The organism is Massilia sp. 01N410, assembly GCF_056399665.1.
The window spans coordinates 125,652-147,431 of record NZ_JBFTRV010000017.1 but is presented as its reverse complement, the minus strand read 5'-3'; the positions used below and the strand labels follow the sequence as shown (position 1 = coordinate 147,431).

Annotated in this window: 21 protein-coding genes and 1 pseudogene; 6 read left to right on the top strand and 16 right to left on the bottom strand. The window is 64.2% G+C overall.

The annotated features are described in order from the left end of the window. From AC1DOP_RS20975 to AC1DOP_RS20955, 5 genes and pseudogenes are all read left to right on the top strand, one after another. Positions 1-266, top strand: a pseudogene (locus AC1DOP_RS20975) (bifunctional UDP-4-keto-pentose/UDP-xylose synthase); the annotation flags it as partial. Between the two features lie 16 nt (positions 267-282). After that, entirely contained in the window at positions 283-1,224 is a 942-nt protein-coding gene (locus AC1DOP_RS20970) for a polysaccharide deacetylase family protein (RefSeq protein ID WP_442124767.1), read from the top strand. A gap of 46 nt (positions 1,225-1,270) precedes the next feature. Next, a complete protein-coding gene (locus tag AC1DOP_RS20965; RefSeq protein WP_442124766.1) occupies positions 1,271-1,750 on the top strand; it encodes a peroxiredoxin in 480 nt (159 codons plus the stop codon). A 215-nt stretch (positions 1,751-1,965) separates the two neighbouring features. Beyond that, entirely contained in the window at positions 1,966-3,780 is a 1,815-nt protein-coding gene (locus AC1DOP_RS20960; protein ID WP_477253110.1) for a PhoH family protein, read from the top strand. Positions 3,781-4,053: 273 nt separating this feature from the next. Then, entirely contained in the window at positions 4,054-4,293 is a 240-nt protein-coding gene (locus tag AC1DOP_RS20955) for a hypothetical protein (RefSeq protein ID WP_442124764.1), read from the top strand. A gap of 94 nt (positions 4,294-4,387) precedes the next feature. On the opposite strand, the gene pulA is transcribed toward AC1DOP_RS20955, so the two are convergent. The 8 genes from pulA to rpsF form a co-directional block, all read right to left on the bottom strand. Beyond that, positions 4,388-7,501 carry a pullulanase-type alpha-1,6-glucosidase gene (gene pulA / locus AC1DOP_RS20950; protein ID WP_477253107.1) on the bottom strand — a complete coding sequence of 1,038 codons (3,114 nt, stop codon included), beginning with the start codon at positions 7,499-7,501 and terminating at the stop codon, positions 4,388-4,390. A gap of 170 nt (positions 7,502-7,671) precedes the next feature. Then, positions 7,672-8,682 (bottom strand): inorganic phosphate transporter, encoded by a 1,011-nt coding sequence (locus AC1DOP_RS20945; RefSeq protein ID WP_442124762.1) that lies wholly within the window; start codon positions 8,680-8,682, stop codon positions 7,672-7,674. Positions 8,683-8,703: 21 nt separating this feature from the next. Further along, positions 8,704-9,330, bottom strand: a complete 627-nt coding sequence (locus AC1DOP_RS20940) for a DUF47 domain-containing protein (RefSeq protein WP_047823888.1) — start codon at positions 9,328-9,330, stop codon at positions 8,704-8,706. A 119-nt stretch (positions 9,331-9,449) separates the two neighbouring features. Next, positions 9,450-10,835 (bottom strand): replicative DNA helicase, encoded by a 1,386-nt coding sequence (locus AC1DOP_RS20935; protein WP_047823886.1) that lies wholly within the window; start codon positions 10,833-10,835, stop codon positions 9,450-9,452. A 117-nt stretch (positions 10,836-10,952) separates the two neighbouring features. Further along, complete coding sequence (gene rplI, locus AC1DOP_RS20930) at positions 10,953-11,405, bottom strand: 50S ribosomal protein L9 (RefSeq protein WP_442124761.1); 453 nt, start codon at positions 11,403-11,405, stop codon at positions 10,953-10,955. A gap of 33 nt (positions 11,406-11,438) precedes the next feature. Beyond that, on the bottom strand, positions 11,439-11,729 hold the full coding sequence (gene rpsR / locus AC1DOP_RS20925; protein WP_036249492.1) for a 30S ribosomal protein S18: 291 nt from the start codon (positions 11,727-11,729) through the stop codon (positions 11,439-11,441). Between the two features lie 19 nt (positions 11,730-11,748). After that, positions 11,749-12,033 (bottom strand): primosomal replication protein N, encoded by a 285-nt coding sequence (priB, locus tag AC1DOP_RS20920; RefSeq protein ID WP_442124760.1) that lies wholly within the window; start codon positions 12,031-12,033, stop codon positions 11,749-11,751. A 33-nt stretch (positions 12,034-12,066) separates the two neighbouring features. Further along, positions 12,067-12,450: a 30S ribosomal protein S6 gene (gene rpsF / locus AC1DOP_RS20915; protein WP_036232978.1), complete on the bottom strand. Its 384-nt coding sequence runs from the start codon at positions 12,448-12,450 to the stop codon at positions 12,067-12,069. 283 nt (positions 12,451-12,733) lie between these two features. On the opposite strand from rpsF, the gene lexA reads away from it, so the two are divergent. Then, positions 12,734-13,375 carry a transcriptional repressor LexA gene (gene lexA, locus AC1DOP_RS20910; RefSeq protein WP_442124759.1) on the top strand — a complete coding sequence of 214 codons (642 nt, stop codon included), beginning with the start codon at positions 12,734-12,736 and terminating at the stop codon, positions 13,373-13,375. A 105-nt stretch (positions 13,376-13,480) separates the two neighbouring features. On the opposite strand, the gene AC1DOP_RS20905 is transcribed toward lexA, so the two are convergent. From AC1DOP_RS20905 to folC, 8 genes are all read right to left on the bottom strand, one after another. After that, positions 13,481-14,245 carry a tetratricopeptide repeat protein gene (locus tag AC1DOP_RS20905; protein WP_442124758.1) on the bottom strand — a complete coding sequence of 255 codons (765 nt, stop codon included), beginning with the start codon at positions 14,243-14,245 and terminating at the stop codon, positions 13,481-13,483. Positions 14,246-14,319: 74 nt separating this feature from the next. Beyond that, a complete protein-coding gene (locus AC1DOP_RS20900) occupies positions 14,320-15,129 on the bottom strand; it encodes a tetratricopeptide repeat protein (RefSeq protein ID WP_442124757.1) in 810 nt (269 codons plus the stop codon). Between the two features lie 20 nt (positions 15,130-15,149). Next, complete coding sequence (locus tag AC1DOP_RS20895; protein WP_477253101.1) at positions 15,150-15,953, bottom strand: tetratricopeptide repeat protein; 804 nt, start codon at positions 15,951-15,953, stop codon at positions 15,150-15,152. Between the two features lie 82 nt (positions 15,954-16,035). Then, a complete protein-coding gene (locus AC1DOP_RS20890) occupies positions 16,036-17,277 on the bottom strand; it encodes a cystathionine gamma-synthase family protein (protein WP_477253099.1) in 1,242 nt (413 codons plus the stop codon). Between the two features lie 58 nt (positions 17,278-17,335). Continuing rightward, positions 17,336-18,859, bottom strand: a complete 1,524-nt coding sequence (purF, locus tag AC1DOP_RS20885; protein ID WP_442124754.1) for an amidophosphoribosyltransferase — start codon at positions 18,857-18,859, stop codon at positions 17,336-17,338. A gap of 31 nt (positions 18,860-18,890) precedes the next feature. Beyond that, complete coding sequence (locus tag AC1DOP_RS20880) at positions 18,891-19,379, bottom strand: CvpA family protein (RefSeq protein WP_442124753.1); 489 nt, start codon at positions 19,377-19,379, stop codon at positions 18,891-18,893. Between the two features lie 4 nt (positions 19,380-19,383). Further along, the gene (locus AC1DOP_RS20875; protein ID WP_442124752.1) at positions 19,384-20,418 is read right to left on the bottom strand and encodes an SPOR domain-containing protein; all 1,035 of its coding nucleotides are present in this window, start codon (positions 20,416-20,418) and stop codon (positions 19,384-19,386) included. 11 nt (positions 20,419-20,429) lie between these two features. Then, positions 20,430-21,728, bottom strand: a complete 1,299-nt coding sequence (gene folC, locus AC1DOP_RS20870) for a bifunctional tetrahydrofolate synthase/dihydrofolate synthase (protein WP_477253096.1) — start codon at positions 21,726-21,728, stop codon at positions 20,430-20,432. Between the last annotated feature and the right edge of the window lie 52 nt (positions 21,729-21,780).

Sequence of the window (21,780 nt, the reverse complement as noted above, 5' to 3'; positions counted from 1 at the left end):
TCCGCGACCTGGCCGGCATGATGCTCGAGCTGGCCGCCGAGTACCCGGAATACGCGGCCGGCGCGCAGAAGGTGCAGATCGTCGAGACCAGCTCGGGCGCCTACTACGGCGCCGGCTACCAGGACGTGCAGAACCGCGTGCCGAAGATCGAGAACACGATGCAGGACCTGGACTGGGCACCGACCACCACCATGGCCGACGCTCTGCGCGGCATCTTCGATGCCTACCGCGGCCAGGTCGGCGCCGCCCAGGCGCTGATGGACTAAGCGGCAGGGAATCGACTTGGCTCCTCTGCTCGTCCTCAAGATCGACGTCGACACCTACCGCGGCACTTTGGTCGGCGTGCCCAACCTGGTGCGCATGCTGAGCCGGCACGCCGCCGGCGCGACCTTCCTGTTCTCGCTGGGGCCCGACCATACCGGCTGGGCCATGCGGCGCGCCCTGCGTCCCGGCTTCTTCCAGAAGGTCTCGCGCACCTCGGTGGTCGAACACTACGGCTTCAAGACCCTGATGTACGGCGTGCTGCTGCCGGGTCCGGACATCGGCGCCAAGGGCGCGGCGGAGATGCGCGCCGCGCGCGATGCCGGCTTCGAATGCGGCATCCATACCTGGGATCACGTGGTATGGCAGGACAATGTCCGCGCCAGGGATGCGCAGTGGACCGATCGCATGATGCAGAAGAGCGAGCAGCGCTACGCCCAGGTGTTCGGCGAGGCGCCGCATACCCATGGCGCGGCCGGCTGGCAGATGAACGTGCATGCCTTCAGGCGCCACGACGCCCAGGGCTACGCCTATGCCTCCGACGGCCGCGCCATGCTGCTCGACGATGGCGCGCTGGCCGACCCGCAGGCCGGCCCCTACCGCTTCACCGGCATGCGGCACATCCAGATGCCGACCACCCTGCCCACCCTGGACGAGCTGCTGGGCCGCGAAGTGGGCGGCGCCGAGCTGACGACGCAGAACATCGCCGCCCACATCCTCAAGCTGACGGCGGAAAACCGGCGCGACCACGTGTATACGCTGCACGCCGAGCTTGAAGGACAGAAACTTGCCCCCATCTTCGAGCAGCTGTTATCAGGTTGGAAAGCTCAAGGCTATCAGCTTGCCTCAATGGCCGACTATTATGAGAAGATAAAGCATGCCCCGCTGCCCGAATATCCAGTTCAGTGGGGAGAACTACCGGGCCGGTCAGGAGAGCTGATCGTCCTCGACACCAAAACCTGAGCCGCGGCTTTCGCGCCGCGCTCATTGTTCCTGACAGGAGAACCCCGTGGCCGAAAGCCCATCCGCAACAGCTACCGAACCCTTGGCCAACTTCACTGCCGCCATGACCGGCGACCAGACCTTCGAGCTGCAGGGTCGCCCGGCAAAGTTCACGGTGCTGTATTTCTATCCAAAGGACAATACCCCCGGCTGCACCACGGAAGCCATGAACTTCCGCGACCACCACGACGAGATCACCGCGCTGGGCGCCGCCGTCTACGGCATCAGCCGCGACTCCTTGCGTTCCCACGAGAACTTCAAGGCCAAGCTCGGCCTGCCCTTCGAATTGATCTCCGACCCCGAAGAAGCGGTCTGCACCCAGTTCGATGTCATGAAGATGAAAAACATGTACGGTAAGAAGGTACGGGGGGTCGAGCGCAGTACGTTTGTCATTGACGCTAACGGCAAAGTGGTGAAAGAATGGCGTGGCGTGAAAGTCAATGATCACGTGGCGGAAGTGCTCGAATTCCTGAAGAGCCAGCCCTGAACGGATGGCTCCGGTTGATTAACCCGATGCCCGATGTTTGCCTATTTTGAGTCCTAGTTTTACCTCAACGCATCATTCCAATCCGGCCGCCGGCCGCGCTCCCATTGATGAGCGGCCGGGGCCACGCAGCTCCCCCCACAGTTGCATCTGTCCGGCCCGGCGGCGCACACGTCCGCGCGGCGCATTTTTCCGACTTCATACCGATTGAGAACCTGATGCCACTACCGAAAATTCCAAGCAAGCCGGCGACGATTCTGCTGGCAAAGGATTACCCGAAGGCCGAACCCGGCAAATCGCCTGTCCGCGCAGCCGCGAAGGCGGAGAACGACCCGGTCGAAGACCTGATCAGCGGCCCGGCAGTCCCGGCCAAGACCACCCGTGCGCGCAAGTCGAAGGCTGCGCTGCTGGCCGAGGGCCAGGGTCGCGAGAGCCTGCCGGTGCGCGAAACGACGCCGCCGGCCGCGCCGGCCAAGCTGCCCGCGCCTCCCCGCGCAGACAAGAGCGGCAAGAACGGCGCCGCCGCGAAGCTGCGCGAGACCGACATGAACGAGCCGCATCCGGCCAAGCACAAGCCGGTCGAGGTCAACGTCAAGTCCTCGGCCAGCCGCAAGGCCGACAGCGCCGGCAGCACCAAGATGTTCGTGCTCGACACCAACGTGCTGATGCACGACCCGACCTCGCTGTTCCGCTTCGAGGAGCATGACGTCTACCTGCCGATGATGACGCTCGAGGAGCTCGACAACCACAAGAAGGGCATGTCGGAAGTCGCGCGCAACGCACGCCAGGTGTCGCGCACGCTGGACGCCCTGATCGCCAACACCGACGACGACGGCATCGAGACCGGCATCCCGCTGGCCAAGCTGGGCAACAAGGATGCGCGCGGCCGCCTGTACTTCCAGACCCGCCTGAATGCCGCCAGCCTGCCGGAAGGCCTCCCTTCGGGCAAGGCCGACAACCAGATCCTGGGCGTGGTGCGCGCACTGGAAGCCGACCAGTCGGGCCGCGCGATCGTGCTGGTGTCGAAAGACATCAACATGCGCATCAAGGCGCGCGCCCTGGGCCTGGCGGCCGAGGACTACTTCAACGACCACGTGCTGGAAGACACCGACCTGCTGTACTCGGGCATCGTCCAGCTGCCGGACGACTTCTGGACCAAGCACGGCAAGAACATGGAGTCCTGGCAGGAAATCAAGGGCGGCAACTCGTCGACCTACTACCGCGTCACCGGCCCCTTCATCCCCTCGCTGATGGTGAACCAGTTCGTGTTCTTCGAACCGAACAATGGCGAAGCGCCCTTCCAGGGCCAGGTCAAGGAAATCAACGGCAAGACCGCCGTGTTCCAGACCCTGCGCGACTACAGCCACAACAAGAACAATGTCTGGGGCATCACGGCGCGCAACCGCGAGCAGAACTTCGCCTTGAACCTGCTCATGAACCCGGAGGTCGACTTCGTCACCCTGCTCGGCCAGGCCGGCACCGGCAAGACCCTGCTGGCATTGGCGGCGGGCCTGGCCCAGGTGCTGGAGACCAAGGTCTACAACGAGATCATCGTCACCCGCGTGACGGTGCCGGTGGGCGAGGACATCGGCTTCCTGCCGGGTACCGAGGAAGAGAAGATGTCGCCGTGGATGGGCGCCTTCGACGACAACCTCGAAGTGCTGATGAAAGGCGACGGCGATGCCGGCGACTGGGGCCGCGCCGCGACCCAGGACCTGATCCGTTCGCGCATCAAGATCAAGTCGCTCAACTTCATGCGCGGCCGCACCTTCGTGAACAAGTTCCTCATCATCGACGAGGCCCAGAACCTGACGCCGAAGCAGATCAAGACCCTGGTCACGCGCGCCGGTCCGGGCACCAAGATCCTCTGCCTTGGCAATATCGCCCAGATCGATACGCCTTACCTGACCGAAGGCTCGAGCGGCCTGACCTATGTGGTCGACCGCTTCAAGGGCTGGAGCCACGGCGGCCACGTGACCCTGGCGCGCGGCGAGCGCTCGCGCCTGGCGGATCACGCCAGCGACGTGCTGTAAGTTTCAGCGGTCGGGTTCAAACAAAAAGCCTGTGCGCCGGAAGGCCCGCAGGCTTTTTTACGTCCGCTTTATTGCCGTATTTACAGTTAATGGTGCAAAATTGCAAATTCGAAATATCCCCTCCTCGTTGGGGCTATCATTCCGCGATCCTCATGCGGTAAAAACAAGGCAGAAACACCGGGAACCCATATGAAATTCCGATTCTGGAGTCGCGTTGTGAACGGGATTCGACCGCTTTTTCAACCGTAGTACCACCATAAGGAGAGAGACCCCATGAAGTACCTGATCCTGCTGGCCGCAAGCTGCTCGGCCCTGCTGGCCGGCTGTGCGACCGAAACGCCGGACGGCGCAAGCGCCCAGCGCAGCGGCCCGGAAGAGACTTACGTCCCGACCGGCAGTTCGATCGCACGCCGTAACGTCGATCGCACCACTGCCGTCAAGACCGCCAACAAGGAAGAACTGGAAAATTCGCGCATGATGGGCGGCGGCGCCCTGAACCTGCCGCGAAACTGACTTGTCGCGGCGCCGGGTTGCCGCTGAGCTGAAGCGAAGGGCCAGGAGTTCGTCACTCCCGGCCCTTTTCATTTACAACTACGACGTCGCGCCGTCAATCGTTGGCGTTCTGGACGAACACCGCGGCCGTGCGCGCCGGGATGCTGAAGGTCCCGCCGTTGCGTTCGAAAGCCGAGGACTTCACCACCTCGTCGCTGCCGTTGCGCTGGAGCCGGTGCAGCTGCAGCTTGCGGCCTTTCAGGGCCGGCACGGCGATGGTCTTCGCCGACTTGTCGACGTTGAACACCACCACCACCCCCTTGTACTGCGCGCCCTGGTATTTGCCAGGATCGTTGCCGTCGATTTCCATCACGATCACGCCCGGCACCTGGTCGGGTCCGGTGTTATGGAATTTCAGGCGCTCGATCACGTCCTGGGCGGTACGCAGGCGGAACAGGGTCGAGTCCTGGCGGATCGCCAGCAGCTCTTCGAACACCGCCTTCGCCTGCAGGATCGCGCGGGTGTCCGGCCTGATCAGCGGGTTAGTCAGGATCGGCGCCATCATGCCCCAGTTGTCCTGGTTCGGCCCCGCCATCGGCAGGCCGACGCCGAAGTTGTTGGACGTGTAGCTGTAGTCGAGGCGGTTGAACCAGTCGCCGGCGTTGTAGCTGTCGCGGTCGAGCGACTTCGAACGCAGGATCTCCTGGCCGGCATGGATGAAGGGCACGCCCTGCGACAGCAGCACGATGGCCGCGCCCAGGTTCTGCACGCGTACGCGGTCCGCCAGGCTGGTCGATTGCGGCAGGCGGAAGGCGTTGATGTCGAACAGGGTCTGGTTGTCGTGGGCCTCGATGTAGTTGATGACCTCGGACGGGCTGGCCGCGAAGCCGGCCTGCTGGCCGAAGTAGTCGATCTGGGCGTTCGTGCGCAGGGAACCGGAACGGTCGGTGAAGCGGTAGTCGCGCAGGGTGCCGGACAGGCTTACCCTCACCATGTCGGCCAGGCGCAAGGCATCGTCGCGGCTCTGGTTCGCCTGCGCATTCGGGTCGTACCACACGCCGTTGATGAAGCCCTGCTGGCTGATCAGCGCACTGCCGCTGTCGCAGCAGCCGCCGCCGCGCACCGCGTCGCGCATGCGGTCGTTGAAGGAGCCGATGCCGGTGCCGGCCATGTTCGCCTGGCGCGCCTGCACGAAGCGGGCGTCGTTGGCCACGTTGCCGAAGTTCCAGGCTTCGCCGTACAGGTAGATGTCGCGGCCGGCGGCCTGGTTCACCGACGCCTGCAGGCGCTTCAGCAGGTCGAGCGGCGTGAAGCCCATGATGTCGAAGCGGAAGCTGTCGACCTTGTACTGCCTGGCCCACAGCGACACCGAGTCGATCATCAGCTTGCCCATCATCGTGTTTTCCTGGGCGGTATCGGCGCAGCAGCTGTCGTTCAGGATGCTGCCGTTGGCGCCGAGGCGGTAGTAATAGGTCGGCACGATGCGGTCCAGCACGGACAAGGGTCCCTGCTGCGACTGGCTGGTGTGGTTGTAGACCACGTCCATGGTCACGCGCAGGCCGGTCTCGTGCAGGTTCTGCACCATCGCGCGGAACTCGCGCACGCGCGCGGCGCCGTCGTTGGCGTTGCTGGCATAGCTGCCTTCCGGCGCGTTGTAGTGCACCGGATCGTAGCCCCAGTTGAAGCAGTCGCTGTCCTGTACCGCGGCGACCGCGGCCTGCTGGGCGGTCGAATCGGCGGCCGCGTTCGGAATGCCCGGCGTCGCGCAGCCGGCCTCGTTCACGCTGGCGAAGTCGAAGCTGGGCAACAGGTGGACGTGGGTCATGCCGGCCTTCTGCAGCGACTTCAGGTGGCGCATCGGGTTGGCGTCGTCGTCGGTGAAGGCCAGGTACTTGCCGCGGTGGGCGGCCGGCACCGTCGTGTCCTGCGCCGAAAAATCGCGGATGTGCAGCTCGTACAGGGCGATGTCGGTGGGCGCGTCGAGCTTCGGAATGCGCTGGCCGTCCCAGCCGGCCGGTTTCAGCGCCGGGCTGTCGAGGTTGGCCACGAAGGAGCGGGTGCTGTTGGCGTTCAGGCTCGGCGAGTACGGGTCGGTGACGGTATTCGTCACCAGCGCGTTGTTCGCCCAGCGCGACAGCACCTGCACGGTATAGGTGTAGTAGGCGCGGTTGGTCCAGGACGCGTCGCTCGCCGTGTAGCGCCACACGCCGCTGGCCGCTTCCCTCGTCATCGGCACGGTGCTGGCGGCCGGCGCATCGGCGTTCGGATAAACGTTCAGCGCGACCGATTTCGCCGTCGGCGCCCACACGCGGAAGGTCGGCACGCCGGCGCGGTCGAAAGTCACGCCCAGCTGGGCGTTCGCGGCCGCCTGCGCGAACACCTCGTCGAGCATGCCGGCCGTCTGCAGCGAGGTCACCTGCACCAGGTTGCCGGCGCCGTCGTACTGGGCGATGGCGAACTGGCCGCTGGCCAGCCCGGCGACTTTGGCGGCGTCCGCCGCGGCCAGCTGCAGGCCGGTGGCGCCGGCCAGGTGCGGGTACTTGCGGCGGATCGCGTCGGACAGGGGCGCGAGGCTCAGGGTGAAGCTGCCTTCCGCGCCGGCCAGGCCGGCGGCGGCATCCGGCGTGGCCGTCAGGCCGCCATTGGTCGCGTAAAACAGCCTGTAGCTGCCGGTGGTGGGCACGCCCGGCCAGGCCAGGGTGGTGGCCGACAGCCAGTGGGCGCTGGCGAAGGCCAGGCTGCCGTAGCTGAGGGCCGGCCGGCTGGCGTAGACGGTGCAGTCGCCTTCCAGCATCCAGATCTCCTGGCCCTTGCTGGACACATCCGCGTTCAGGTCCGCGTGCTGGTCAGCGCCGCAATTCTTGGTGCCGCCGCCGTCGGTGACCAGGAACCAGATCGCGCTTTTGCCGGCGGCCAGCGGGATGTCGACGTAGCCGCCGAAGCCGTCCGTGCCGGTGAACATGAAGCGGTCCGTGATCCAGGCCGAGCTGGGCTGCTGCGGGCCGTCCCAGGAATACACGCCCCACTGGGCGGTGCCGTTCTGCACGCGGTGGAAGTGCATGCGGATGCTGCCCGGCGCGACCGCCGGGGCCGCAGCGGGCGCCGCGGCCAGCAGGCGGGTGCCCGAGCCGGCGCCCTGCTGGACTGCGCTGCCGCTGTCGCCGGCACCGCATCCGGCGAGTAGCGCGGAAATGCAAACGGCTGCAGCAAAGTGCAGCCGTGAAGTCAAACTACGTCCTGGTAGCATATCGTCCCCTGTGTTGTTATCGGTAGCAAAAGCCACTATGTAATATTACTACTAGCGATAGCAAAAAAGACAAGGACGTTTGTTGCGTGGCGTGCACAAGCAAAAAGGGCGGGATTCGCATCCCGCCCTTCTCATCCGAAGCGATTATCGCGTTACAGGACGTGGGTACCGATCCACCAGGCAATCGCAGCCATGAAGGCCGAGGCCGGGATCGTGAAGACCCATGCCCACACGATGTTGCCGGCCACGCCCCAGCGCACCGCCGACGCCTTCTGCGCCGAGCCGACGCCGACGATGGCGCCGGTGATGGTATGGGTAGTCGACACCGGCACGCCGATCGCGCTGGCCAGGAACAGGGTGATGGCGCCGCCCGATTCGGCGCAGAAGCCGCCGACGGGTTTGAGCTTGGTGATCTTCTGGCCCATGGTCTTGACGATGCGCCAGCCGCCGAACAGGGTGCCCAGCGAGATCGCCGTGTAGCAGGAGATGATCACCCACAGCGGCGGCACCGTGTCGCTGGCCTGCGAGACGCCGGCCGCGATCAGCAGCATCCAGATGATGCCGATGGTCTTCTGGGCGTCGTTGCCGCCGTGGCCCAGGCTGTAGGCCGCGGCCGAGACCAGCTGCAGGCGGCGGAACCAGGTGTCGACCTTGCGCGGCGGGGTCTTCACGAAGATCCAGGACACCGCCAGCATCACGATCGAACCGAGCAGGAAGCCCAGCAGCGGCGACAGGATGATCCAGGTCACGGTCTTGAGCAGGCCGCCGCCGACCAGGGCGCCGGTGCCCGACTTAGCCACCGCCGCGCCCACCAGGCCGCCGATCAGGGCGTGCGAGGACGAGGACGGGATGCCGTAGTACCAGGTGACCACGTTCCAGACGATCGCGCCGACCAGGGCGCCAAACACCACGTACTGGTCGACGATGTGCGGATCGACGGTCCCCTTGCCCACCGTGGACGCGACGTGCACGCCGACGGTGAAGATGGCGACGAAGTTGAACAGCGCGGACATGGCGACCGCGGTCTGGGGTTTCAGCACCCCGGTCGACACCACCGTCGCGATCGCGTTGGCGGCATCGTGGAAACCATTCATGAAGTCGAAGACCAGCGCTAGAAAGATGAGCAGGCCCAGCACGTAGACGCTGATTAAAAGATGATCCATATTGTTTTTATTGTTCTGGTCTTACGCGTTTTCGACGATGATGCCTTCGATGATGTTGGCGACATCCTCGCAGCGGTCGGTGACGGTTTCCAGGATCTCGTAGATGGCCTTCATCTTGATCAGGTTGCGCACGTCCGGCTCGTCGCGGAACAGCTTGGACATCGCCGCGCGCATCACGTGGTCGGCGTCCGATTCCAGGCGGTCGATCTCTTCGCAGATCGCGACCATCTTCTGGGCGTTGTCCATGTTGTGCAGCATGCCGACGGCCTGCTGGACCTTTTCGCAGCAGGCCAGGCACAGCTCGGCCAGGCGCTTGGCTTCCGGCGTCACGGCGTGCAGGTCGTACAGCGAGATGGTCTGGGCGGCGTCCTCCATCATGTCGAGGATGTCGTCCATGCGGGTGATCAGCTTGTGGATGTCGTCACGGTCCAGCGGGGTGATGAAGGTCTTGTGCAGCAGGTCGACGCAAGCGTAGGTGATCTTGTCCGCCTGTTTTTCGATGCTCTCCACAGCGTGGGTGCGGTTTTCCAGGTCGTCGAAGTTGGTCATCAGGCCGACCATTTCTTGTGCGCCCTTCACGCACAGGGCCGCGTGCTGGTTGAAGAGGTCGAAAAATTTGCCCTCAGTGGGCATCAGGCGTCCAAACATAGGTTCTCCGTTGTAAATCTCTTGGAACTTCTTTAAAGGCCGCGGAGGGATCAGAGCCCGGTGTTGCTTTTAAAAGGGCTCTGACCCCGGTGTTAAGCCGCGACAGTTTTTGTATCGGCTTAATCGCCCTGATAAATGCTAAGGCTGCCGCTGTAATTCCCGAACTTGGTATACATACCCATCCAGGTCAGTCGCACCGCCCCGATCGGGCCGTTACGCTGTTTGCCGATAATGATCTCGGCGGTACCTTTATCGGGCGAGTCCGGGTTATAGACTTCGTCGCGGTACAGGAAGATGATGACGTCCGCGTCCTGCTCGATAGCGCCCGATTCGCGCAGGTCGGACATGACCGGGCGCTTGTTCGGGCGTTGTTCCAGCGACCGGTTCAGCTGGGACAACGCGATCACCGGACAGCCCAGCTCCTTGGCCAGGCCCTTCAGGCTACGCGAAATTTCCGAAATTTCCGAAGCCCGGTTGTCGCCCGGCTTGGAACCCTGCATCAGCTGCAGGTAGTCGACGATGATCAGGCCGAGCTTGCCACATTGGCGGGCCAGGCGGCGCGCGCGGGCGCGCATTTCGATCGGGTTCAGCGCCGGCGTCTCGTCGATGAAGATCTGGGCGTCGTTCATCTTCTGGATCGCGTGCGTCAGGCGCGGCCAGTCCTCGTCGATCAGCTTGCCGGTACGCAGGCGGTGCTGGTCGAGCTGGCCGATCGAGCCGAGCATACGCATGGCGAGCTGGGTGCCGCCCATCTCCATCGAGAAGATCGCGACCGGCAGGCCGGCCTCGACCGCGACGGCTTCGCCGATGTTGACCGAGAATGCCGTTTTACCCATCGACGGACGGCCGGCGACGATCACCAGGTCGCCCGGCTGCAGGCCGGAAGTCATCTTGTCGAGGTCGATGAAGCCGGTCGGGACGCCGGTGATCTCGCCCTGGTTTTCGCGCGAGTAGAGTTCGTCGATGCGCTCGACCACCTGGGTCAGCAGCGGCTGCACAGGCAGCCAGCCCTGGGCGCCGCGGGCGCCCTGCTCGGCGATCGCGAAGATGCGCGATTCGGCTTCGTCGAGGATCTGCTTGACCTCGGCGCCCTGGGGATTGAAGGCCTTGGCCGAGACTTCGTCGGCGACGGTGATGAGTTGGCGCAGCACGCCGCGGTCGCGGACGATCTCGGCGTAACGGCGGATGTTGGCAGCGGATGGCGTATTTTGCGCCATCGCATTGAGGTACTGCAGCCCGCCCACTTCCTCGGCCTTGCCGAGCTGGACGAGCGATTCGTACACGGTGATCACGTCGGCAGGTTTGCCAGCATTGATCAGGCGGACCATCTGTTCGAAGATGATCCGGTGGTCGTAGCGGTAAAAGTCCTCCGCATGCATGAAATCGGCAATGCGGTCCCACGCCGCGTTATCGCGCAGCAGGCCGCCGATGACGGACTGTTCTGCTTCGATGGAATGCGGGGGAATGCGGAGCGACTCGATCTGCGGGTCTGCTGGGGTGTTCATGGCCGACATTATACCTTTTCCGCATCGCCGGCTGAAATGATTGGTGATTTTCCAAGCATAAAAAAAGCCGGGCAAGCCCGGCTTTTTTCATTCCTGCAACAGATGTTGCTGGATTATTTAGGCAGCTTCGCCCACGACTGCAACGGTCACGTCGACGACGACGTCGGTGTGCAGTGCGACGGCAACCGGGTGCTCGCCGGTGGTCTTCAGCGGGCCGGTCGGCATGCGCACGTTGGCCTTTTCGACGGCGAAACCTTGCTTGCTCAGGGCTTCAGCGATGTCGAAGTTGGTCACGGAACCGAACAGACGGCCGTCCACGCCAGCTTTCTGGGCGATGGTGATGGTCATGCCGTTCAGCTTGTCGCCCTGGCCTTGAGCGGCTGCCAGTTTCTCGGCGGCTGCTTTTTCCAGTTCGGCGCGCTTGACTTCGAACTCGGCCACGGCCGATTCGGTTGCACGGCGGGCTTTCTTTTGCGGGATCAGGAAGTTACGTGCGTAACCGTCCTTGACCTTGACGACGTCGCCCAAGTTGCCGACGTTGACGACTTTTTCCAGCAGGATGACTTGCATATTATTCTCCAGTATACGTGTCGTGACCGACGATTAAGCGTTGTGCAGGTCGGTGTACGGCAGCAGGGCCAGGTAGCGGGCGCGCTTGATGGCGGTGTCCACTTGGCGCTGGTAGTGCGCCTTGGTACCGGTCAGGCGTGCCGGCATGATCTTGCCGTTTTCCTGGACGAAATCCTTCAGGGTGTCGACGTCTTTGTAGTCAACCTGTTCCACGCCTGCAGCGGTGAAGCGGCAGAACTTCTTGCGCTTGAACAGCGGGTTCTGCTGTTTACGCTTCAGTTTTTCCTTGGCTTTGTTTTTGTCGAACTTTTTACCGAATGCCATTTTAGGCTCCTGTATCTATCTAAATGAAATCAATGATGTGAAACACCAGGGCTTTGCTGTTGCGGTTCTTCCTGGCCATGAACCCTCGAAACTCGTAGACGGCACCGAGTTCGGCGTCGGCAAATCGCTTCGAAACATCGCCCGCGGCCAGCGCGGTGATCTCGAATTCGACCTGCCTGGCAATCCCTGCTTCCACCTGCTGCGATCCATGTTGCAGGATGCCGCTGACGATGGGGATGCCGGCCGGGGTGTAGCGCAGGGCATCGCGTTCCGCGATGCTTGCGACCAGCAACAGCTCGTTCACTGCCCTTGCGCGCTTCTTTCTTAAGATTAAGAATTAAGCGGCTGCGGCCGGAGCAGCTGCCTGCTCGGCGCGATGGCTCTTGGCTGCGTCTTCGCGCTGCACCGATTTCATCATCGGCGACGGCGCGGTTTCGGCCTTCTTCATCTTGACGGTCAGGTGACGCAGCACGGCATCATTGAATTTGAATGCGGTTTCCAGCTCGACCAGGGTCTCGTTGTCGCACTCGATGTTCATGCAGATGTAGTGTGCCTTCGGCAGCTTCTGGATCTGGTAAGCCATTTGACGGCGGCCCCAGTCTTCGACGCGGTGGATGTTACCGCCGCGCGAGGTGACCGTGGTCTTGTAGCGCTCGATCATCGCCGGAACCTGCTCGCTCTGGTCCGGGTGGACGATAAACACGATTTCATAATGACGCATGCAACACTCCTTAAGGACGTTTAAACAAATGCCCACCTCGGCGTCAAGACGAGTGTGGGAAGGGAAAGCCCGACATTATAACCGCAAAAACGTCAAGAGCTCAATCGCCATTTCGAGGCCGCGTTGGCGGCCCGGCTTGCCTACCGAGCATCGGCTGTGCCCGGCAGGCAAAAAAAACCGGCAAATCGCACGGATTCCCCTTGCGCCCGGCGCAATACTGTACAAAAATACAGGGTATCGGGTTCGCCCCGCACTACCGCTCACCTACGAATTAATCTTTGACATGCTCAAGCTCACCGCACGGCAAGAACAGATCCTCAACCTGATCAAGGAAGCGATCGACAACACCGGTTTCCCGCCGACCCGCGCCGAAATCGCGCAGGAGCTGGGCTTCCGCTCGGCCAATGCGGCCGAGGAACACCTGCAGGCCCTGGCGCGCAAGGGCGCGATCGAAATCTCCCCCGGCACCTCGCGCGGCATCCGCCTGGTCGGCGCCGCAGCCGAACCCGCTCCGGCACCGGCAGTCCCGGCCGCCCTGCTGATGTCGCTGCCGCTGGTCGGCCGCGTCGCCGCCGGTTCGCCGATCCTGGCCCAGGAACACGTCGAGGCCACCTACTCGGTCGACCCGGCCATGTTTTCGAGCAAGCCCGACTTCCTGCTGAAGGTCAAGGGCTGGTCGATGCGCGACGCCGGCATCTGCGACGGCGACTTCCTGGCCGTCAAGAAAGTGGATTCGGCAAAGAACGGCCAGATCGTGGTCGCCCGCATCGGCGACGAAGTCACCGTCAAGCGCTACCGCAAGAGCGGCGGCACCATCGAACTGCTGCCGGAAAACCCGGACTTCTCCGTCATCACGGTCGATCCGCACACCGACGAGTTCGCGCTCGAAGGCCTGGCCGTCGGCCTGCTGCGCTCTTGGCACTGAGCTGGCACTAAGCCGGCACCGAGCCGGCACTAATTTTTGCCACTTGGCAAAATAAACGCCCCGCCCGGCTTGCGCCTGCGGGGCGTTTCTCATTCGGCGGACGGCTTACTTCGTGCCTGCGCCGTTATAGTTGTTCTTGCGCGCTTCCAGGTCCTTCTCGCGTTCGGGCGTCGGCCCGCTCTTGACGATCTCGTTGTGCTGGCTGACATAGGCGTCGGTGGCGTCGCGCCAGACAGTGAAGTCGGCCACGACCATCTTGGCGCTGATCCTGGCGTCTTCCGACAGCCCCTCCTGCACCGCGTCCAGGTGCTTGCTTGCCGTCTCGTATTCGGCCTTGGTCATCAGTTTACGGATGTCCTCGGGAATACGCTTGCTCAGCGGGGTGACCGCATTCAGGTGCTCGGCATAGCGGTTGTAGCAATCCTGCCAGGTCTTCATCTTCGCGCTGTAGCGGTCGATCTCCTCGGTCTGGCGCGACACCGCCGGGAAGCGCGGCGCCGGGCAGCGGTACTCGTCGGTACGGACATCCGAGCCGTCGTATTTCGTCATCCAGTAGTCGATGTCGGCGCGGCGGACCTCGCGCTGCTTCATCATCTCGAGCGAGGCGATGGCGACGGCATTGCCTTTGGCCGCCGCCTTGCGGAACCAGGCGGTGGCCTTGTCCATGTCGATGGCGCCGGCTTCGCCGTAAAAATACATTTCGCCCAGGTGCTGCTGGGCCGTGACGTTGCCGGCATTGGCCAGCCTGGTGTACTTCTGCAGGGCTTCTGGATAAGCCTTCTTGGCGAACAGGGCGTCGGCATCGGCCAGCTCGTCGGCACGGACGGAGCCGGCCGCCAGCAATGCGACGCATAACAGGAGAGTCTTCATGGAAAAGAGCTGTGAAGCAGGGCTGTGAAAAAGAAATTTATCATACCCCCACAGCCCTGCCAGCTCAACAATCCTTACTTGTTGCCGCCCCACGAACGCTGCGGACGCGGCGCCTGCTCCCCCATTTTACGCAGGTAGGAATCATTGGCTTCCCGTGCGTGCTGTTGCTCGTCGTTATGGCGGCGCTTGTCGTCCTCGGTCCTGGCGTTCGCCTCGTTGACAAACTTTTCGGTGGCCGCGTACCAGGCGTCACGGTCGCCGGCAAAGGCCAGCGCCTCGGCCTGGCGGCGCATGGCGGCGCCCGTCAGGGCATCGTTGACGCGGCCGGCCGCCTGCTCGGCCTCACGCGGACTCATCAACTTGAAGACGTCGGGCGGGATACGTTTGCTGCCTTGCGGCGCCTGCTTCACGTTGGCGACGAAATCGTTGTGGCAGGTTTCCCACTGGGCGATCTCGGCCTGGATGCGGTTAATTTCCTCATTGGTCCTGGAGACCACCGGAAGCTTCGGTATCGGGCAGGCAAACTTGCCCGATACCAGCTCCTCGCCCTTGTAGCCGCCGGTCCAGTAAGCCAGGTCGGCGGCGCGCTCCTCGCGCTGCTTCAGGATCGCCAAGGTCTCCTTCGCGCCGCCATGCCCGCCGGTGGCGGCCTTCTGCAGCCAGGCCTGCGACTTGCCCAGGTCGGGCGCGGTGCCGTTGCCATGCCAGTACATCTCGCCCAGGCGGAACTGCGCCTCGGCATTGCCGGCGTTCGCCAGCTTCGTCAAGATCGGCAAGGCCTTGTCGTATTCCTTCGCGCGCAAGGACTTTTCGGCATCGCCCAGATCGTCGGCCCGCGCCATCCCGGCGGCCAGCATCAGCACCGCAAATGCAAGTCGTTTCATCGTCGCTCCCGATACAAGCCTTATTTGCCGGTCGACGCGGGCTGGGCAAAGGTCGCGCCCTGCGTGACCCTGCGGTTGTATTCGTTGCTGGCATCGGCCGCGCGCCGGTTCTCGACGTCGAGCTGGCGCTTGTTCGCCTCGCTCTTGGCATTCGATTCCGCCACGAAGGACTGGGTTGCCGTGTACCAGGCGTCGCGCTCCGAGGTGAAATTCAGCGCCTCGGCCTGGCGGCGGCTGATCACGGCCACCGTGACGTCATCGATGCGGGAGGCGGCCTGCTCGGCTTCGTGCGGGCTCATCAGCTTGAGGATGTCGGCCGGGATGCGCTTGACGCCCGGCGGCGCCTGGTTCACGCCGGCCACGAAGTCGTTGTAGCAGGTTTCCCATTGCGCGATCGCGGTGCTGACCCGGTTGATGTCCTCATTGGTCTTCGACACCTGCGGGATCTTCGGCATCGGGCAGGCGTACTTGCCCGTCACCAGGTCATCGCCCTTGTAGCCGGTCCAGTAAGCCAGGTCGCCGGCACGCTGTTCGCGCTCCTTGAGGACCGCCAGCGACTCCTTCGCGCCGCCATGGCCGGACGCTGCGGCCTTCTGCAGCCAGGCCTGCGACTTGCCCATGTCGACCGCGGTGCCGTCGCCATACCAGTACATTTCGCCCAGGCGGAACTGCGCTTCGGCATTGCCGGCGTTCGCCAGCTTCGTGTAGATCGGCAAGGCCTTGCCGTATTCCTTGGCGCGCAAGGCTTTTTCGGCATCGCCGAGATCGTCGGCCCAGGCCATCCCGGCGGCCAGCATCAGCACCGCAAATGCAAGTCGTTTCATCGTCTCTCTCCACATGATTGGTGAGAGCGATCATAGACTTGCCTTTGTTTTATGACAATTCGCTATGGATAAAACGCCGTGTTCAGTCGGCCAGCGCGTTGCCGAAGTCGGCCAGCAGGTCCGCCGTATCCTCGATGCCCACCGACACCCGGATCAGGGATTCGGCGATGCCCATGCTGGCGCGGCGCTCCGGCCCCATCTCGAAGAAGATCGTGTGCGCGACCGGGATGACCAGGGTGCGGGTGTCGCCCAGGTTGCTGGCCGGGATCGCGATCTGCAGGCGGTTCAGGTAGTCGAAGCAGTCGATGCCCTCCTTCAGCTCGAAGCTGAACAGCGAGCCGTAGGCACGGAACAGGCTGGTAGCGATGCCGTGCTGCGGGTGCGAAGGCAGGCCCGGGTAGTGGACGGCGGCGACGCGCTGGTCGGCTTCCAGCATCTTCGCCAGCGCCAGCGCGTTGGCGCAGGTGCGGTCCATGCGCAGGGCCAGGGTCTCGGCGCCGACGGCGATGTGGTGGGCGGCCTCCGGCGCCAGCGAGGCGCCGAAGTCGCGCAGCGATTTGGCGCGCAGCTGGGCCATACCCTGGGCCTTGGCCGGCTGCTTGCGGAAGTTCGGCGCGATGTTCGGATAGGCGCTCCAGTCGTACAGGCCGGTGTCCGTCAGGGCGCCGCCCAGCGCCATGCCGTGGCCGCCGATCGACTTGGTCAGCGAATTGACCACCAGGCCGGCGCCGACCGCCTTCGGGCGGAACAGCCAGGGCGTGGTCATGGTGTTGTCGACCACGTAGAGGATGCCGCGCTGGCGGCACAGCTCGCCGATGCGCGCGAGATCCGCGATCTGGGTGCGCGGATTGGCGATGGTCTCGACGAACACCAGGCGCGTGTTGGGCTGCAGCGCCGCTTCGACGTTGGCGACGTCGGTGGCATCGACGAAGGAGACCTCGGTGCCCTGCCCCGCCACCGTGTTCCACAGGCTGTTGGTATTCCCGAACAGGAAGCTGGACGAGACCACGTGGTCGCCTTCCTTCAGCAGCGCCTGGGCCAGCGCGCCGATCGCTGCCATGCCGGTGGCGAAGCACAGGGTGGCGACGCCGTCTTCCATCTTGGTGATCTTGTCTTCCAGCGCCGACACCGTCGGGTTGCCCTGGCGGCCGTAGCGGAAGCCCGGTTCCTTGCCCTGGAAGACCGAGGCCAGCTGGCGCGCGTCGCCATAGCCGAAGGCCACCGAGGTGTGGATGGGCTTGTGCAGCGAGCCCTGCTCGATGGTCTTGCGGCGGTCGTTGTGGAGGATGGTGGTGGTGAAGCCGTAGTTGTTCGTGTCGCTCATGATCGTGTCGGTACAAATGAAAACGGGCGCCCGAGGCGCCCGTACGATGATACGTGATTTACTCCGCCGCTACCGGCGGGTTCAGATTCAGCTGGGTCCGCACCAGATCCTCGGACGACTTGCCCGAGCTCTTGTGGCGGTGGTTCTCCAGCCTGTCCAGGTACTCCGGCGAGATGTCGCCGGTGATGTAGACGCCGTCGAAGCAGGACGCCTCGACGCTGGTCAGCGCCGGATTCACGTCCATGATCGATTTCTTCAGCGCCTCGATGTCCTGGTAGACCAGGCGGTCGGCCGTGATCTCGCGGCACACCTCTTCCACGGTGCGGCCGTGGGCGATCAGCTCGTCGCGGGTCGGCATGTCGATGCCGTACACGTTCGGGTACAGCACCGGCGGCGCGGCCGAGGCGAAGAAGACCTTGCGGGCGCCCGCTTCACGCGCCATCTGCACGATCTCGCGGCTGGTGGTGCCGCGCACGATCGAGTCGTCGACCAGCAGCACGTTCTTGTCCTTGAACTCGGAAGCGATCGCGTTCAGCTTCTGGCGCACCGACTTCTTGCGCATGCCCTGGCCCGGCATGATGAAGGTGCGGCCGATGTAGCGGTTCTTGATGAAGCCTTCGCGGTACTCGACGCCCAGTTTCAGCGCCAGCTGGATCGCGGCCGGACGCGAGGAGTCCGGGATCGGCATCACGACGTCGATTTCCTCGACCGGGATCTCCTCGCGGATCTTGTCGGCCAGGTATTCGCCCATGCGCAGGCGGGTCGCGTAGACCGAGGCGCCGTCGATGACGGAGTCCGGACGGGCCAGGTAGACGTATTCGAAGGCGCAGGGATTCAGCGACGGGTTCTCGGCGCACTGGCGCGAATGCAGCTGGCTGGCGTCGTCGATGAAGACCGCCTCGCCCGGCGCGATGTCACGCACGAAGCGGAAGCCCAGGCCCTCGAGCGCCACCGATTCGCTGGCGACCAGGTATTCGGGGCCGTTCTCGGTCTCGTTCACGCCCAGGCACAGCGGACGGATGCCGAAGGGGTCGCGGAAGGCCAGCAGGCCGTGGCCGGAGATCTGGGCGATCACGGCATAGGCGCCGCGCACGCGCTTGTGCACCATGGCAACCGCCTTGAAGATGGCATCCGGATCCAGCGAGTAGCCGTCGGCGGCGGTCTGGATCTCGTGGGCCAGCACGTTCAGCAGCACTTCCGAATCGGAACCGGTGTTCACGTGGCGGCGGTCGATGCGGAACAGCTCGTCCTTGAGCTGGGCCTGGTTGGTCAGGTTGCCGTTGTGCGCCAACGTGATGCCGAACGGCGCGTTCACGTAGAACGGCTGCGCCTCCTCTTCGCTGGACGAGCCGGCGGTCGGGTAGCGGCAGTGGCCGATGCCGGAATTACCCATCAGCGAGCGCATGTTACGGGTGCGGAACACGTCGCGCACCAGGCCGTTGGCCTTGTACATCGAGAACATGCTGCTATGGTTGGTTGCGATACCGGCCGCATCCTGGCCGCGATGCTGCAGCAGCAGCAATGCGTCATACAGCAACTGGTTGACGGGGGCTTGCGAGACGACGCCGACGATGCCACACATGGTGCGCTCCTAAACAGCTGATAATGAAAAATTAATACTGCACGTGCTGCGCGAAGGCAGCCGGCAAGAAAGGCTTGACCGTGCGCGCCCCGGTTTCCGCCATGGGAGAGAGCAACGCGTTTTTCCAGAAAGCCTGTTGGGGAATGGAAGTCATCCCACACAATATGACGCCGGCCAGCACGATTACAATCCCCCGGCCCAGTCCGAACAGGCCGCCGAGTCCGCGGTCGGCCAGCGAGAGGCCGGAAGCCTCGATCAGCGCGCCGATCGCCAGGGCCAGCAGGCCCATCAGTACACGTACGCCCAGGAATAGTGCAACGAAAGCAAGGATCAGCCTCAGCGACTCGCCCGGAACCACCGATGGTAGCATGGGCGCCAGCTTCGCACCGAAGGCGTTCGCCACCACGAAGGCTGCGACCCAGCTCACCAGGGACAGGATTTCCTTCACCAGCCCACGCATGGTGCTGATGACGACCGACGAGATCAGGATGAACAGGACGATGTAATCGAAAATCGTCACGGCTTCAAACAGGGGTCATGAAGCCCGACAGGCCGATGCGGCCCAGCTTGGCGCGCACTTTCTCGGCCTCGTCCTTGCTCAGGGGGCCGATCTTCACCTTGATCAGTTCGCCGGCCTTTTCGGTGTGCGAATTGATGCCGGCGCCATGCAGTTTCGCCTGCAGTTCGGCGGCCTTTTCCTGGCTCGACAGCGCCGCGACCTGCACCACGAATTTCTGCGAGCCGGCGTCGGCCGGCTGTTTGTCCTTCTCGGCCTTGTCGGTCTTGTCCGCGCCCTTCCCTTCGAGGATGGCGAGGGCACGCACGTCGTCGCGCGGCTTGACGGGCTTGTCCTCGAGCTTCGGCTTGTCTTCGCTCTTCGGCTTGACCGGCTTGTCGGCCTTCTCGGCCGGCTTGTGCTCGGGCCTGGGTTCCGGCTTGTGTTCGGGCCTGGCTTCCTGCTTCGGCTCGGCCTTCGGCTTGGGCGGCTCCGGCTTGTGTTCGGGCTTGTGTTCGGGCTTGGGCAGCTCGGCCGCGCCCTGCGGCTTCGCGGCGGCGGCCACGGCGGGTTTCGACGCGGATTTCGAGACCGGCGGCATCTGGACGATTTCCTCGTCCTTGCCGACGCTGTCCTCGGCGGCCACGGCGGCCACGGTCCTGTCGCGCGCGCTCGCCGGTCCGGCTTGCGCGGCGGGAGCCGAGGGATCGGCCGGCACCGGCAGCGGCACCGCCTTGTCCTTGGACGGGATCTGGATCGCGATGTCGCCTGCCAGCGTCTTGTTCGGTTGGGAATCGAGCAGCATCGGCAGGCCGACGGCGGCCGCCAGCGCCAGCGCGATAGCCCCCACCAAGCGGCGCCGCGCCCGCTTCTTCTCGGGCAGCAAAGGGTCGTTGCCGGTGCCGCGTCCGCGCGTGCTGCCGGCGACGGCGCCCGCGCTGGAGGCACGCTTGGAACGGGCGCGTTCGCCGATTGCGGCGTCGTCGTCCTTGCTGTAGAAACGGCCGCTGTCCTCGGCAGCGCGGCCTTGCTTGTTTTTACCGAAGAACGAGAACAAGCCCATGCGTTGTCAGGTCAATGAAGAGAGGATTTACGGGCCGCCATCACGCCAGCCACGGTATGGAACGAGCCAAAGACCACTATTCTATCATCCTGTCCGGCCCGGCTTGTTGCGTCCTGGAAGGCCGCGCCCGGATCGGCGAAGGTTTTTACCGAAAACTCGTCCGGTTTGACGCCCGCCGGCTTCTTCGCCTCCAGCTTTGGCGCCAGTTCCGCGGGATCGGCCGAACGCGGTGACGGCAGCGCCGTCACGCACCAGTGGTCGACGTAGGGCGCCATGTGCTCGATGACGGCGTCGATGTCCTTGTCCTGCATGATGCCGAACACGGCGTAGGTGAAGCGGTGGTAGCCCATATTGCTCAGGTTCTGGGCCAGGGTCGCCGCCGCGTGCGGATTGTGGGCCACGTCCAGCACCGTGGTCGGACGGCCCGGCAGCACCTGGAAACGGCCCGGCAGCTCGACCATGGCGAGGCCGGCGCGCACTTCCTGCGCGCCCACCGGCAGCCGCAGGCGCAGCGATTCCAGCGCGGCCAGTGCGGCCGAGGCGTTCAGCAGCTGGTTGGCGCCGCGCAGGGCCGGATAGGCCAGCGAGTTGCGGCGCTGCGAACGGCCGCCGAAGGCCCACTGCTGCTTGTCGCCCTGGTAGTTGAAGTCGCGGCCGATCAGCCACAGGTCGGCTTTGACGTCCTCGGCATGCTTGATGAGAGAGGCCGGCGGCTGCGGATCGCTGCAGATCGCCGGCTTGCCCGGCCTGAAGATGCCGGCCTTCTCGAAGCCGATCTCTTCGCGCGTCTCGCCCAGGTAGTCCTTGTGGTCGATGTCGATGCTGGTGACGATGGAGACGTCGGCGTCGATCACGTTGACGGCGTCGAGGCGTCCGCCCAGGCCGACTTCGAGGATGGCGACGTCGATCTCGCTGGTGGCCAGCAGGTGCATGATGGCCAGCGTGGTGAACTCGAAATAGGTCAGGTCGACGTCGCCGCGCGCCGCTTCGACCACGTCGAAGGCGGACACCAGGGCTTCGTCGCTGGCCATCTCGCCGTTGATGCGGGCGCGCTCGTTAAAGTCGAGGAAGTGCGGCTTGATATACAGGCCGGTACGGTAGCCGCCCTGCAGCAGCATGGCTTCCAGCATGGCGCAGGTGGAACCCTTGCCGTTGGTGCCGGCCACCATGATCACGGGGCAGGAAAAGGCGAGCTGCATGCGCTCCTTGACGGCGCGTACGCGGTCCAGGCCCATGTCGATGTGGATTTCGGCATGGCGCGACTCCAGCAGCGCCAGCCAGTCGGGCAAGGTGGTCGGTAATGTGGACATGGCGGGAAAAGTACGGCGCGCGGCAGGAGTGATCCGGCCGCGCAGGAAGATG